At 64.7% G+C, this 13,657-nt stretch carries 14 protein-coding genes; 7 read left to right on the forward strand and 7 right to left on the reverse strand.

What is annotated here, in order from left to right; translation table 11 throughout:
* Nucleotides 1–140 precede the first annotated feature (140 nt).
* Together QFZ91_RS16880 and QFZ91_RS16885 are read left to right on the forward strand one after the other, a co-directional pair.
* Nucleotides 141–407, forward strand: a complete 267-nt coding sequence (locus QFZ91_RS16880; protein ID WP_429567857.1) for a tlde1 domain-containing protein — start codon at nt 141–143, stop codon at nt 405–407.
* The gene (locus QFZ91_RS16885) at nt 404–880 is read left to right on the forward strand and encodes a hypothetical protein (protein ID WP_429567858.1); all 477 of its coding nucleotides are present in this window, start codon (nt 404–406) and stop codon (nt 878–880) included. Before QFZ91_RS16880 ends, QFZ91_RS16885 begins: the two co-directional genes overlap by 4 nt.
* A 77-nt stretch (nt 881–957) precedes the next feature.
* Here QFZ91_RS16885 and ychF read toward each other — a convergent pair whose 3' ends face one another.
* On the reverse strand, nt 958–2,052 hold the full coding sequence (gene ychF / locus QFZ91_RS16890) for a redox-regulated ATPase YchF (protein ID WP_176381158.1): 1,095 nt from the start codon (nt 2,050–2,052) through the stop codon (nt 958–960).
* A gap of 274 nt (nt 2,053–2,326) precedes the next feature.
* On the opposite strand from ychF, the gene QFZ91_RS16895 reads away from it, so the two are divergent.
* The 5 genes from QFZ91_RS16895 (at nt 2,327) to QFZ91_RS16915 (ending at nt 7,613) form a co-directional block, all read left to right on the forward strand.
* A complete protein-coding gene (locus QFZ91_RS16895) occupies nt 2,327–2,689 on the forward strand; it encodes a hypothetical protein (protein WP_429567859.1) in 363 nt (120 codons plus the stop codon).
* Nucleotides 2,690–2,775: 86 nt separating this feature from the next.
* The gene (locus tag QFZ91_RS16900) at nt 2,776–3,948 is read left to right on the forward strand and encodes a UbiH/UbiF family hydroxylase (protein ID WP_429567860.1); all 1,173 of its coding nucleotides are present in this window, start codon (nt 2,776–2,778) and stop codon (nt 3,946–3,948) included.
* A gap of 215 nt (nt 3,949–4,163) precedes the next feature.
* Nucleotides 4,164–4,889, forward strand: coding sequence for a DsbC family protein (locus tag QFZ91_RS16905; RefSeq protein ID WP_429567861.1), 726 nt, complete (start codon nt 4,164–4,166; stop codon nt 4,887–4,889).
* Between the two features lie 145 nt (nt 4,890–5,034).
* Nucleotides 5,035–6,825, forward strand: coding sequence for a M61 family metallopeptidase (locus QFZ91_RS16910; RefSeq protein ID WP_429567862.1), 1,791 nt, complete (start codon nt 5,035–5,037; stop codon nt 6,823–6,825).
* A 191-nt stretch (nt 6,826–7,016) separates the two neighbouring features.
* The gene (locus QFZ91_RS16915) at nt 7,017–7,613 is read left to right on the forward strand and encodes an FMN-dependent NADH-azoreductase (protein ID WP_429567863.1); all 597 of its coding nucleotides are present in this window, start codon (nt 7,017–7,019) and stop codon (nt 7,611–7,613) included.
* 126 nt (nt 7,614–7,739) lie between these two features.
* On the opposite strand, the gene QFZ91_RS16920 is transcribed toward QFZ91_RS16915, so the two are convergent.
* The 6 genes from QFZ91_RS16920 to trpE form a co-directional block, all read right to left on the reverse strand.
* Complete coding sequence (locus QFZ91_RS16920) at nt 7,740–8,564, reverse strand: uracil-DNA glycosylase (protein WP_429567864.1); 825 nt, start codon at nt 8,562–8,564, stop codon at nt 7,740–7,742.
* Nucleotides 8,565–8,672: 108 nt separating this feature from the next.
* Nucleotides 8,673–9,299 (reverse strand): CYTH domain-containing protein, encoded by a 627-nt coding sequence (locus tag QFZ91_RS16925; protein ID WP_429567865.1) that lies wholly within the window; start codon nt 9,297–9,299, stop codon nt 8,673–8,675.
* Nucleotides 9,300–9,331: 32 nt separating this feature from the next.
* Entirely contained in the window at nt 9,332–10,117 is a 786-nt protein-coding gene (gene trpC / locus QFZ91_RS16930) for an indole-3-glycerol phosphate synthase TrpC (protein ID WP_429567866.1), read from the reverse strand.
* Between the two features lie 18 nt (nt 10,118–10,135).
* Complete coding sequence (trpD, locus tag QFZ91_RS16935) at nt 10,136–11,167, reverse strand: anthranilate phosphoribosyltransferase (protein ID WP_429567867.1); 1,032 nt, start codon at nt 11,165–11,167, stop codon at nt 10,136–10,138.
* Between the two features lie 19 nt (nt 11,168–11,186).
* Nucleotides 11,187–11,804, reverse strand: a complete 618-nt coding sequence (locus QFZ91_RS16940) for an aminodeoxychorismate/anthranilate synthase component II (RefSeq protein ID WP_429567868.1) — start codon at nt 11,802–11,804, stop codon at nt 11,187–11,189.
* A gap of 13 nt (nt 11,805–11,817) precedes the next feature.
* The gene (trpE, locus tag QFZ91_RS16945) at nt 11,818–13,311 is read right to left on the reverse strand and encodes an anthranilate synthase component I (RefSeq protein WP_429567869.1); all 1,494 of its coding nucleotides are present in this window, start codon (nt 13,309–13,311) and stop codon (nt 11,818–11,820) included.
* Nucleotides 13,312–13,657: the final 346 nt, after the last annotated feature.

Raw genomic sequence — 13,657 nt, forward strand, 5'->3', positions numbered from 1 at the left:
AAGCTCGGTAACGCGATCTGATACTGAGGTGTTTAACATGACTTGGACGTACAACCAGACTTCGGGAACTCTGTCTCGAGACGGTAGCTTGGCCGCTCGCGGATACCTCGGGCCATGGTGCGGGCAAAAACAATCCCGTTATGCAGGCGGTCCGATCCGTAGGGCCGATACCGGAAGGTTCATACACGATTGGGACGCCAAGGCCTTCCCATCATGTCGGAGCTTTCGCCATGCCATTGACGCCTGATCCAGGAACAGAAACCTTCGGCAGCAATGCCTTCTTCATTCACGGCGACAGCAAGAGTCATCCGGGTAACGCGTCGAACGGATGCATCGTTATTTCGAACCGCGCCGTCCGCGAGCGAATCTGGTCAAGCGGTGACCACCAGCTTCGGGTAGAACGATGAAGAAACTTCTTGCACTCCTGATCTTGGTGTGTGCGTCAGCAGCGGTGGGGGCCGTGCAAAGCAACACGCCTGCCGAGGTATCAGCGGCGATCGGCCGGCAAGGGGCGAGCGCGTTTTTCAGGTCGTTGGACGAAGCGGCTGTCGATAGGCTTTTCGAGCAGATCGGGACAGGCCGCGCAGATTGGGTCGCACTTGCGCCCAAACTGGCTGTCGGGGCCGACGGCGCAAACGCAGAAGGGTTGGGAATCGCTCTTGCCCATGCGTTGCCGAAGAATCCCGCGGCCGTCTTGAAGGTCGTAGACCCGCTCGAAGGCGATGGCCACGTTCTGGCGATATCACGTGTGTGCGGCATTCCATTTATTGACGATGCGCCGAAAAACTACAAGGCCAACGCATTGCACGCTGTCTCGGCGATCACCACTGCAAATCGGCACATCAAGGCCCGTTGTCTCGACGCACTGCGCAAGTCGTAGCGCGCAAACAAAAAAGCCCGCAACCCCTGAGGGTTCGCGGGCCTTACTCGGGCAGCGCTGTGTGCGCCGCTTCGCTCTTACACGTTGAACAGGAAGTTCATCACGTCGCCATCGTGCACGACGTACTCCTTGCCTTCCGCGCGCATCTTGCCGGCTTCCTTCGCGCCTTGTTCACCCTTGTAAGTGATGTAGTCGGCGAAGCTGATCGTCTGCGCGCGGATGAAACCGCGCTCGAAGTCCGTGTGGATCGCGCCGGCCGCCTTCGGCGCGGTATCGCCGATGTGGATCGTCCACGCGCGCACTTCCTTCACGCCGGCCGTGAAGTAGGTGTGCAGGCCGAGCAGCTTGTAGCCCGCGCGGATCACGCGGTTCAGCCCCGGCTCTTCCATGCCCATGTCGGCGAGGAAGACTTCCTTGTCGGCTTCATCGAGGTCGGCGATGTCCGCTTCGACCGCCGCGCACACGGCGACGACCGGCGAGCCTTCCGCGGCCGCGAACTTCGTGACCGCGTCGAGGTGCGGATTGTTCTCGAAGCCGTTTTCCTTCACGTTGGCGACGTACATCGTCGGCTTCGCGGTGATCAGGCAGAAAGGCTTGAGCGTGGCCTTTTCTTCATCGCTCAGATCGAGCGCGCGGACCGGCTTCGCCTGGTTGAGTTGCGCGCGGACCTTCTCCAGCACCGCCACGTTCTTCACGGCTTCCTTGTCGTTGCCAGACTTGGCCGCCTTGGAGTAGCGCGCGAGCGCCTTTTCGACGGTGCCGAGGTCGGCAAGCGCGAGTTCGGTGTTGATCACCTCGATGTCCGACAGCGGATCGACCTTGTTCGCGACGTGAATCACGTTGTCGTCCTCGAAGCAGCGCACGACGTGTGTGATCGCATCGGTTTCGCGGATGTTCGCGAGGAACTGGTTGCCGAGGCCTTCGCCCTTGCTCGCGCCGGCCACCAGACCCGCGATGTCGACGAACTCGACCACCGCCGGCAGGATGCGCTCCGGCTTGACGATCTCGGCAAGCGCCTTCAGACGGGCGTCCGGCACCTCGACGATGCCGACGTTCGGCTCGATCGTGCAGAACGGATAGTTCTCAGCGGAGATGCCCGCCTTCGTGAGTGCGTTGAACAGGGTGGACTTGCCGACGTTAGGCAGGCCGACGATGCCACATTGGAGGCTCATGGAAATCCTTCAGTGAATCAGTAGGTTGCGTGATGCGCTCGACGCTGCGCGCGGATTCGGAAAGCCTTCGCGTTAGGAGGGGCGCGGCAGGCTCAGCGGAGCGGACAAGTCACCGAATCGGGGCGTTGGCTCGACGATTGAGTGCGAGTTTTCACGGAAAGCGCAATTGTAACCCGTTCGCCCGCGCGGACCGGGCGGCGCATTTGCGCATCGCCACTGTAGAATCGTCAGTTCAAAGCCGGCAGCGCTCCATTTCCGGGGGACCAGCGTGCGAATGATGAGATGGGTCGGAATTGGCGTCGCCGCCGCGATCGTGGTGGGCGTGGTCGCGGCATGGGTCGCGCCGGATTTCGACGAAGCCCAGGCAACCACGGACCGTCAGACGATCGACTGTTTGTCGACCCACCTGTCGCACGCAGATCGCGCCGACATCGCACGGTTCGCTGACAAGAACGACTACGACTCGTTGTGGAGCGTGTTCGACCGCGTGTTCCCCGACTGCGCGGTGCGCAGCGATCAGCGCGATCGCAAGGCCGAGCTCGAGGCGGCCGCATGGCGCAACCTCTCGTCCGATCACGATTTCATGCGCATGCGCGAGGCGAACGCGGCGCTCGCGGCGAGCGCCTCGACGCGTTAGCACGACCCATCAGGGGCCCGCGATTGGAGCCCAAATGCCCGCGCCCGTCGATCCGTCCCCCGCACCCCCGCGGCTATAATGCGCGCATGAACGCACACCACCAGACCTTTGATGCCGCCGTGATCGGCGGCGGGCTCGTCGGCAAGACCGCGGCGCTCGCGCTCACGCAAGCCGGACTGCGCGTCGCACTGCTCGCGCAGCCTTGCGCGGCGCTGCCGGCGGGTGCTGCCTTCGACTCGCGCGTCTATGCGTTGTCGTCGAGTTCGCAGGACTTGCTCGAACGGCTGCGGGTCTGGCAGGCGCTCGATCACTCACGGCTCGGTCCCGTCTACGACATGCGCGTCTACGGCGACGCGCACGCCGAACTGCATTTCTCCGCGTTTCAGGCATCGGTGCCGCAGCTTGCGTGGATCGTCGAGTCGTCGGTGATCGAGCGCGCGCTCGATGCCGCGCTGCGCTTCCAGCCGAACCTCACATGGATCGACACGCGCGCGCAGGCACTCGATTTCTCCGTCGACAGCGCGAGCATCGGCCTCGCGAACGGCAACGTGCTCGAAGCGGACCTGGTAGTCGGCGCGGACGGCGCGCACTCGTGGGTGCGCGCGCAGATCGGCTCGAAGATGGTGCGCCGCGACTACCGGCAGATCGGCGTGGTCGCCAATTTCAAGGCAGCGAAACCGCACGGCGAAACCGCGTATCAGTGGTTCCGCGACGGCGAGATCATCGCGTTGCTGCCGATGCCGGACGGCCACCTGTCGCTGGTCTGGTCGGCCCGCACCGAACACGCCGAGCAATTGCTCGCGCTCGATCCCGAGCGGCTCGCCGCCGAAGTCGAGCACGTGAGCGGTGAACAGTTCGGCGCGCTCGAGTGTGTCACGCCCGCGCAGGGCTTCCCGCTCGCGCTGCAAACCGTCGACCGGCTGGTCGCGCCGCGTGTCGCGCTGGTCGGTGATGCCGCGCATCTGATCCACCCGCTGGCAGGGCAGGGCATGAACCTCGGCTTGCGCGACGTCGCCGCGCTCGCGAGCACGATCGGCGGCAAGGAGTCGTTTCGCGATCTCGGCGACATGGTGCTGCTGCGTCGCTACGAACGCGCGCGCCGCGAAGACATCCGCGCGCTGATGATCGCCACCGACGGCCTGCAGAAACTGTTTTCGGTGCCCGGTCCGCTCGCGCGCGCCGTGCGCAATACCGGCATGGCGTTCGTCGGCGCGCAGCCATTCATCAAGCGCTGGCTCGTGTCGGCCGCGCTGGGATAAACCGCAACGAAGCGTCGCGCGGATAGCCGATGGCCGGTCACGGGCGCCCGGGACAGGTATCATGACCGGATCGACGCGCTGCGATCCGCCCCTATCCGGCCCTTATCCGAACCCGATCGAACCTGATCGAGCCTGATCGAACCGATAGGCGGCCAAAGCGCGCGGCCGGAACGTAACGAACGCGCAGGTGCGCGAATGACCTCCAGGACTCCCGCATGAAAAAGACTTTCCGCATCGCCGCCACCGCCCTCGCGATCGCTGCCGTCACGCTCGGCTGCTCGGCGCAGGCCGACCAGACCACCGACAAGCTCAAAGCCACCCTGCAAAACCGTCTGTCCGACGTGACGATCAAGGGCGTGTCGAAGACGCCGATCGCGGGCCTGTACGAAGTGAACCTCGGCACGCAGATCATTTACAGCGATGCGAGCGGCGACTACCTGATGCTCGGCGACATGGTGGACTCGAAGACGCGCAAGAATCTGACCGAGGCACGCCTGTCGGAAACCAACCGCATCGACTTCGCGACCCTGCCGTTCGGCGACGCGGTGAAGGTCGTGCGCGGCAACGGCGCGCGCAAGATCGCGGTGTTCTCCGATCCGAACTGCCCGTACTGCAAGCAGCTCGAAAAAACGCTGCAGTCGATCGACAACGTGACGGTCTACACCTTCCTGTACCCGGTGCTGTCGCCGGATTCGACGGCCAAGTCGAAATCGATCTGGTGCTCGGCCGATCGCGCGAAGGCGTGGGAATCGTGGATGCAGGACCGTCAGGCGCCGACCGCCGCCGCCACCTGCGACACCGCCGCGATCGACAAGAACCTCGCGCTCGGCCGTTCGATGAACGTCGAGGGCACGCCGACTGTGTTCCTCGCCGACGGCCGCCGACTGCCGGGCGCCGTGCCGGCCGACCGGCTCGACAAGGAACTGTCGGCCGTGCACTGAACAGTGCGCTGCACGCAGCGTCAAGCACGCCTCAGGCGCGCAACAGATGCAACGTTCAAACGAAAGGAGGCGCACGCAGCGCCTCCTTTCGCATCGAGCCCCGAACTTCTTCGCCTCACTCTCCTGACACTCCCAAACGCCGCCGATGAAGCCGATCCGCTACACCATCGTTCCGAGTAGCCCCGCCGCCCACCTGTTCGAAGTCACCGTGACCGTCGCCGATCCCGATCCGGCCGGCCAGCGTTTCATGCTGCCGGTGTGGATTCCGGGCAGCTACATGGTGCGCGAGTTCGCGCGCAACATCGTGACGCTGCGCGCGGTCAACGACGCGGGCCGCAAGGTGCGCGTCGAGAAGGTCGATAAGCACACGTGGCAGGCCGCGCCGGTCAAGGGAGCGTTGACGCTGCGCTACGAGGTGTACGCATGGGACATGTCGGTGCGCGCCGCGCATCTGGACGACACCATCGGTTTTTTCAACGGCACGAGCGTGTTCCTGTCGCCGCTCGGCCATGAAGACGCGCAGTGCGTGGTCGATATCCAGAAGCCGCAGGGCGCCGCGTATCGCGACTGGCGCGTCGCGACCGCGCTGCCGGAAGCGCGCGGCACCCGGCGCTACGGCTTCGGCGAGTACCGCGCGCAGAACTACGACGAGCTGGTCGACCATCCGGTGACGCTCGGTGAGTTCGCGCTCGCGACGTTCAAGTCGCACGGCGTACCGCACGACGTCGTGATCGGCGGCCGTGTGATCGGGCTCGACATGGAGCGGTTGTGCCGCGACCTGAAGCGCATCTGCGAGGCGCAGATCGCACTGTTCGAACCGAAATCGAAGAAGGCGCCGGTCGAGCGCTACGTGTTCATGACGCAGGCCGTCACCGACGGTTACGGCGGCCTCGAGCATCGCGCATCGACCGCGCTGATCTGCAATCGCACCGATCTGCCCGTGCAGGGCCGCGATGCGATGAGCGAGGGCTACCGGACCTATCTCGGTCTGTGCAGCCACGAGTACTTCCACACGTGGAACGTGAAGCGGATCAAGCCGGCCGGGTTCGCGCCGTATGACCTCGGCGTCGAAAACTACACGTCGCTGCTGTGGCTGTTCGAGGGCTTCACGTCGTATTACGACGACCTGATTCTCGTGCGCAGCGGCGTGATCTCGCAGGACGACTATTTCGGCCTGCTCGGCAAGGTGATTGGCGGCGTGCAGCGCGGCAGCGGGCGCCTGAAGCAGAGCGTCGCCGAAAGCTCGTTCGACGCATGGGTCAAGTACTACCGGCAGGACGAGAACGCGCCGAACGCGATCGTCAGCTATTACACGAAGGGCTCGCTGATCGCGCTCGCGTTCGATCTGACGATCCGCGCGCAAACCGGCAATCAGAAATCGCTCGACGACGTGATGCGTCTGCTCTGGAAGCGCTTTGGCCGTGATTTTTATCGCGGCAAGCCGGTCGGCGTCGATGAAAGCGAGATCGAGGCGATTTTTGCGGAAGCGAGCGGCGCGGAACTCGCCGAACTGTTCGCCGAGGGCGTGCGCGGCACGCGCGATCTGCCGCTCGACGCGTTGCTCGCGCCGTTCGGCGTGACGCTCGCGCCGGACGTCGACAAGAACGGCAAGCCGTCGCTCGGCGTGCGGCTGCGCGGCGGCGCGGACTGCGCGCTCGCGACGGTGCACGAGGGCAGTGCCGCGCAGAAAGCCGGCCTTTCCGCTGGCGACGTGCTGATCGCGCTCGATGGCCTGCGCGTGACCGGCGGGAATATCGATGCGCTGCTGGCGCGCTACCAGCCGGGCGCGAAAGTCGAGGTGCACGCGTTCCGCCGCGATGAGCTGCGGGTCACGCAGGTGAAGCTCGACGATCCCGAAGTGGCGCGCTACAAGCTCACGGTTAGCGATCACCGTCCCGCCGCGCGCAAAGCCCTCGAGCGCTGGCTGACGAAGTGAACAGCGTGGCGGTGGGCCGCACCGGACGGTCCACCGATCGTCGCCCGTCTTGTCATCAATCGGCGGAGGAGGGCGGTGGATTGTTCTACCCATGCAACAATCCGTCGCCGCTGGACGGCTTTTTCGCCGCTCGATAAAAAAACACAATGGCTCCACTCGCGCAACACTGCGCGCCCCTACTGGAGTCAACCATGACCACGATCCTGCAAATCAACTCGGCAGCCCGTTCGCAAGGCGCGAACTCGACACTTCTCGTCAACGAACTGACCGAAAAGCTGCAACAGTCGAATCCGGGCGCGCAAGTCGTCGTCCGTAACCTGCAAGCCGAACCGCTGCCGCACCTCGACGACGCCGTGCTCGGCGCGTTTTTCACGCCGGCCGAGCAGCGCACGCCGGAACAAGCCGCCATCGCCGCGCGCAGCGAAGCGCTGATCGCCGAACTGCAAGCCGCCGACGTCATCGTGATCGGCGCGCCGATGTACAACTTCGGCATCTCGTCGCAACTGAAGACGTACTTCGACTTCATCGCGCGGGCGGGCATCACGTTCCAATACACCGCGAACGGCCCGGAAGGCCTCGTGAAGGGCAAGAAGGTGTACGTCGTGTCGGCGCGCGGCGGCAAGTATCTCGGCACGCCGAACGACAGCCAGACTCCGTATCTGAAGAGCTTCCTCGGCTTCCTCGGCATGACCGACGTGAGCTTCATCTACGCCGAAGGCCTGAACATGGGCCCGGATGCAGCGAACGCCGCGCTGAGCTCGGCGCGCGAAGTGATCGCCGCGGTTTAAGCGGCTTCGTCGTGTCGCATTGCGCCGCTTCGATGCGGCGCAAGCGGTGAAATAAAAAACGCCACGGATGGGTTCACCCTCCGTGGCGTTTTCGCTTGGTATCGACATCTTCCGACGGCGACGCCGTCACGCAAGCATTTGCGCGTCGTCCGGCAGACGCCAGTCGATCGGCTCGCGGCCGTGCTGCATTAGATATTCGTTCGCCTTCGCGAAATGACCGCAACCGAGAAAGCCGCGATGCGCGGACAACGGCGACGGATGCGGCGCCTCCAGCACATAGTGCGATTTGCCGCCGAGCAGCGCGCGCTTGGCCTGCGCATGCGCGCCCCACAGCATGAACACGAGGTCCTGATGCCGTGTCGCCAGTTCGTGGATCAGCGTGTCCGTGCATTTTTCCCAGCCGCGTTTCGCGTGGCTCGCGGCGCTGTCGCGCTCGACGGTCAGCACCGTGTTCAGCAGCAGCACGCCCTGTCTGGCCCAGCTGTCGAGGCACCCGTGCTGCGGCGTTGCGTGACCGAGACTCGCGCCGATTTCCTTGAAGATGTTGCGCAACGACGGCGGCGGCCGCACGTGCGGCGCGACCGAAAACGCGAGACCGTGCGCCTGCGGTGTGCCGCGGTCTTCGCCGTGGTACGGGTCCTGGCCGAGGATCACGACTTTCACTTCGTCGGGACTCGTCAGGCGCAGCGCGCGGAACACGTCGGCCGGATAGATGGTTTTGCCGGCAGCACGCTCCCCGTCGACGAAGCGGCACAGCGGCGCGTAGGTGTCGCTGTCGATGAAGGGTTTCAAATGCGCACGCCAAGCCGCCGGCAGCGCGGCGAATTGGGCTTCGAGCGTGGGCGGAGCGGCGGAGGTGGTGTCGGCCGAGGCTGCGGCGGGAGCTGGCGCGGCATGGTCGAACAACGACGCCTGCGGCGCACTGGAGCGGGTACGGGTAGCGGAGGTCATGGCGGGGAAGTGTCGCAGCAAACGCTGGCTAGCTCAAGTTGCGGCGAGCGAGCGCATGAGGTGCCGCGGGTTTCGTCAACCCGCGGCCATTCCGCGCCCATCCCGCGCTTACCCCGCGCGCAACCGATAGCCGCGCTGCGCCTTGCTGATGTCATCCGGCGCGAGGCCGGCAATCCGTTCGCCGAGTTCGGCGGCGAGCGTGTGAAGCGCCGCTTCGTCGCCCGACTTCAGTTCGAGTTCGATCTCCGAGATCGGCGCGCGGCGCGCTTGATCGTCGACTTCGGCGAGCACGTCGCCCTGATCGATCGCTGCCTCGATCTGAGCGCCGTCGGTGTCGAGCAGCCAGAGCGTGCGGGTGAAATTGGTGTGGAACAGCTCGATCAGCGCAGGCGCGGCCTGTTTAAGAGCGTCCGCGGCGGCGGGTTCGTCGCAGGCGCGCAGCAACGAATCGATTTCGAGCTTCGCGCCGGCGACCGGCATTTCCCATTCGTGCCGGCTATGCAGGCCGTTGGTCGCCGTGCCGACCGTCTTGAAGGTCTGCAGCCAGCCGTCCGGCGTCTGACGCAGACGCAGCGCGCTCTTCGATGACGCCAGCGTCAACTGCGGCGTGTCGAAGTAAATGTTCACGAGCTTGATCGCGCGTCCTTTCTTGCCGGCGCGCGCGGCGAACCACTCTGTCGCCGCCTGCACCTGCGAAGCCGGCAGTGCCAGCTTGATTTCGCGTTCCATGCTCATGGTACGTGTCCTTGCTTATGCGAGCGCGGTGCTCAGAAAAACATCCGCGCAAGCTCCACGCCCGGCTCGTCCGCGCGCATGAACGCCTCGCCGACGAGGAACGTATGCACGTTGCGCGCGCGCATGCGCTCGACGTCGTCGCGCGACAGGATGCCCGATTCGGTCACGACGATGCGGTCGTCGGGAATCGCGTCGAGCATGCCGAGCGTCGTGTCGAGCGAGGTCTCGAAGGTGCGCAGATTGCGGTTGTTGATGCCGATCAGCGGCGTCTTCAGCGTCAGCGCTTCCTTGAGTTCATCGCTGTCGTGCACTTCGACGAGCACCGCGAGACCGAGAGAATGCGCGAGCGCTTCGAGGTCCTGCATCTCGGCGGTTTCGAGCGCGGCGGCGATCAGCAGGATCGCGTCGGCGCCCATCGCGCGCGCTTCGACGAGCTGATACGGATCGACGATGAAGTCCTTGCGGATCACCGGCAACTGGCACGCGGCGCGCGCTTGCTGCAGATAGGCGACGCTGCCCTGGAAGAACTGCACGTCGGTCAGCACGGACAGACACGCCGCGCCGTGCTTTTCATACGAACGCGCGATGTCGGCCGGCACGAAGTGCTCGCGCAGCACGCCCTTCGACGGGCTTGCCTTCTTCACTTCGGAGATCACCGCGGCGAGACCGGCCGCGTGCTTCGCGCGGATTGCGCCGACGAAGTCGCGCAGATCGCGCGACGACGCTTCGAGCCGCAATGCTTCGAGCGGCACGCTCTGCTCGGCCGCCCGGATTTCTTCGCGTTTGACCGCGATGATGCGGTCGAGAATGTCGCTCATAAATGTCTCGCTACGTGATTACTGCTTGAATTGCTGGGTGAAGCGCACCAGTTGGTCGACCTTCGCGCGCGCCTTGCCGCTCGCGATCGCTTCGCGCGCGAGCACGATGCCGTCCGCGATCGTGGCCGCGACGTTCGCCGAATAGAGCGCGGTGCCGGCGTTCAGCGTGACGATCTCGCGCGCGACGCCGGGTTTGTTGTCGAGCGCGTCGAGCAGCATGACCTTCGACTCGTTCGCGTCGGCCACCTTCAGCGTGCGATTCGACACCATCTGCATGCCGAAGTCCTCCGGATGGATTTCGTACTCGCGGATTTCGCCGTCGCGCAACTCGCCGACCAGCGTCGCGCCGCCGAGCGACACTTCGTCCATGCCGTCCATCCCGTACACGACGAGCACGTGCCTCGCGCCGAGGCGCTGCATCACGCGTACCTGAATGCCGACGAGGTCGGGGTGGAACACGCCCATCAGTTGATTCGGCGCGCCGGCTGGATTGGTGAGCGGCCCGAGGATGTTGAAGATCGTGCGTACGCCTAGTTCGCGGCGCACCGGCGCGACATTTTTCATCGCCGGATGATGGTTCGGCGCGAACATGAAGCCCATGCCCGTTTCCGCGATCGATGCCGCGACCTGCTCCGGCTGCAGATCGATGTTGACACCGAGCGCTTCGAGCACGTCCGCGCTGCCGGACTTGCTCGACACGCCGCGATTGCCGTGCTTCGCGACTTTCGCGCCGGCTGCGGCCGACACGAACATCGTCGCGGTGGAAATGTTGAAGGTGTGCGCGCCGTCGCCGCCGGTGCCGACGATATCGACGAAGTTCGAGTTGTCCTGCACTTCGACGTGCCGGGCAAATTCACGCATCACCGTGGCAGCCGCAGTGATTTCGCCGATGGTCTCTTTTTTGACGCGCAGGCCGGTGAGGATCGCCGCCGACATCACGGGCGAGAGTTCGCCGCGCATGATGAGGCGCATCAGGTGCAGCATTTCGTCGTGGAAAATCTCGCGGTGCTCGATGGTCCGCTGCAACGCGTCCTGGGGCGTAATGGACATGATCTCGTCTCTCTTTGTGTCAGGCATTGCGGGACGCAGCGTTGTTCGGGGCCTTGCCGGCGACGGCGAGCTTCGACTGCTTGACGAAGTTTTCGAGCAGCGCGTGGCCGTGTTCGGAAAGGATCGATTCCGGGTGGAATTGCACGCCTTCCACGGCCAGTTCCTTGTGGCGCACGCCCATGATTTCACCGTCTTCGGTCCATGCCGAGACTTCGAGGCAGTCGGGCAGCGATTCGCGTTCGATCGCGAGCGAATGGTAGCGCGTGACCGTGAAGTGCTTCGGCAGGTCGGCGAACACGCCCTTGCAGTCGGTTTCGATCGTGCTGACCTTGCCGTGCATGATGGTCTGCGCGCGCACGACGCGCCCGCCGAACGCCTCGCCGATCGCCTGATGGCCGAGGCACACGCCGAGAATCGGCGTCTTGCCGGAGAATTCGCGCAGCACGTCGAGCGTGATGCCCGCGTGTTGCGGATTGCTCGGGCCGGGCGACAGGCAGATGCGCTCGGGGTTCAGCTTCGCGATTTCATCGAGCGTGATTTCGTCGTTGCGGTAGGTGCGCACGTCTTCGCCGAGTTCGCCGAAGTACTGCACCAGGTTGTAGGTGAACGAGTCGTAGTTGTCGATCATGAGCAGCATGGTGTGTCTCCGGTCAGAAGTCGCTATCGAGGCCGTCCTGGACCTGCTCGGCAGCGCGCAGCACCGCGCGCGCCTTGTTCTCGGTCTCTTGCCATTCGGATTCCGGCACCGAATCGGCGACCACGCCCGCGGCCGCCTGCACATACAAATTGCCGTTCGCGATCACGCCGGTGCGGATCGTGATGGCCAGATCCATCTCGCCGGTGAACGACAGATAACCAACCGCCCCGCCGTAGAGGCCGCGCTTGATGGGTTCGAGCTCGTCGATCAGCTCCATCGCGCGGACCTTCGGCGCGCCCGACAGCGTGCCGGCCGGGAAGGTGGCGCGCAGCACGTCGAAATTGGTCATGTCGTTCTTGAGCTTGCCTTCGACCGAGCTGACGATGTGCTGCACGTGCGAGTATTTTTCGATCACCATCTTGTCGGTCACGACGACCGAGCCGATCTGCGCGATGCGGCCGACGTCGTTGCGCGCGAGGTCGATCAGCATCACGTGTTCGGCAATTTCCTTCGGGTCGTTCAGCAGTTCGGTCGCGAGCGCGGCGTCGCGCTCGGGCGTGTTGCCGCGGGGACGCGTGCCAGCGAGCGGGCGGATCGTGACGATACGGTCCTCGCCGCGCTTTTCCTGACGCACCAGGATTTCCGGCGACGCGCCGACCACGTGGAAGTCGCCAAAGTTGTAGTAATACATATACGGCGACGGATTCAGCGAGCGCAGCGCGCGATACAGCGACAGTGGATTGTCGCGGTACGGCTTGGTCAGGCGCTGGCCGACCTGCACCTGCATCAGTTCGCCGGCGGCGATGTATTCCTTGGCCTTGCGCACGGCGGCCAGGTAATCGTCTTTCGCGAACTCGCGGTAGATCTCGGTGCGCACACTAGCCGACACGACGGGCGGCTCGACCGTGACGCGCAGCCGCTGGCGCAGTTCGCGCAGACGGTGCTTCGCTTTCGTATAGGCCTCGGCCTGGGTCGGGTCCGCGTAGACCACCAGATAGAGCTTGCCCGCGAGGTTGTCGATGACGGCGACTTCCTCGGTCAGCAGCAACTGAATGTCGGGCAGGTTCAGATCGTCTTTCGGCGCGCTGTGCGCGAGCTTCTTCTCGATGTAGCGCACCGCGTCATAGCCGAAGTAGCCGGCGAGACCGCCCGTGAAGCGCGGCAGCCCCGGGCGTTGCGCGACCTTGAAGCGCGCCTGGAACTGCTGGATGAAGGCGAGCGGATCGCCGTCGCGCGTTTCGACGACCTTGCCGTCGCGCACCACTTCCGACACGCCGTTGCGCGTGCGCACGAGAGTGCGCGCCGGCAGCCCGATGAACGAATAACGCCCGAAGCGTTCGCCGCCGACCACAGATTCCAGCAGAAACGAGTTTGCGCCGTTGCGCTCGGTCTGCGCGAGCTTCAGGTACAGCGACAGCGGCGTTTCGAGGTCGGCGAGCGCTTCGGCGATCAGCGGGATGCGGTTGAAACCCTCGTTGGCGAGGGACTGGAATTCGAGTTCGGTCATGTTCCGATCCTGTACGGTGGTCCGGCGGCAGCAAGCGTCGGGCAAAGCGGGGCGAAGCGCCTCCGGTCAGGGCGTGGGTCGACGTTCTCGACACGATGATACCGACCGGCGCGGGTCTTCCATCGGCGCGTGCGAGCGGTGCGGGTGAGCGACCGTACCTTGCGGGTACGCGCAGGCCCAATCAGCCGATGCAGCAGCGCAAATACAAAACGATGGAAAAGGCGCGTAAGCGCAGCGAAGTAAAAAACGGTTGCCGAAGACAAGCTTCAGCGTATCTCAGGCGAGGTTAGCGCGACCAGCGACGCCAGGGCCAGGCTCCCCGGTCGATGCTAATCAGACTCCGTTT

Source organism: Paraburkholderia sp. JPY419 (assembly GCF_050435705.1).
Classification (GTDB): domain Bacteria; phylum Pseudomonadota; class Gammaproteobacteria; order Burkholderiales; family Burkholderiaceae; genus Paraburkholderia; species Paraburkholderia youngii.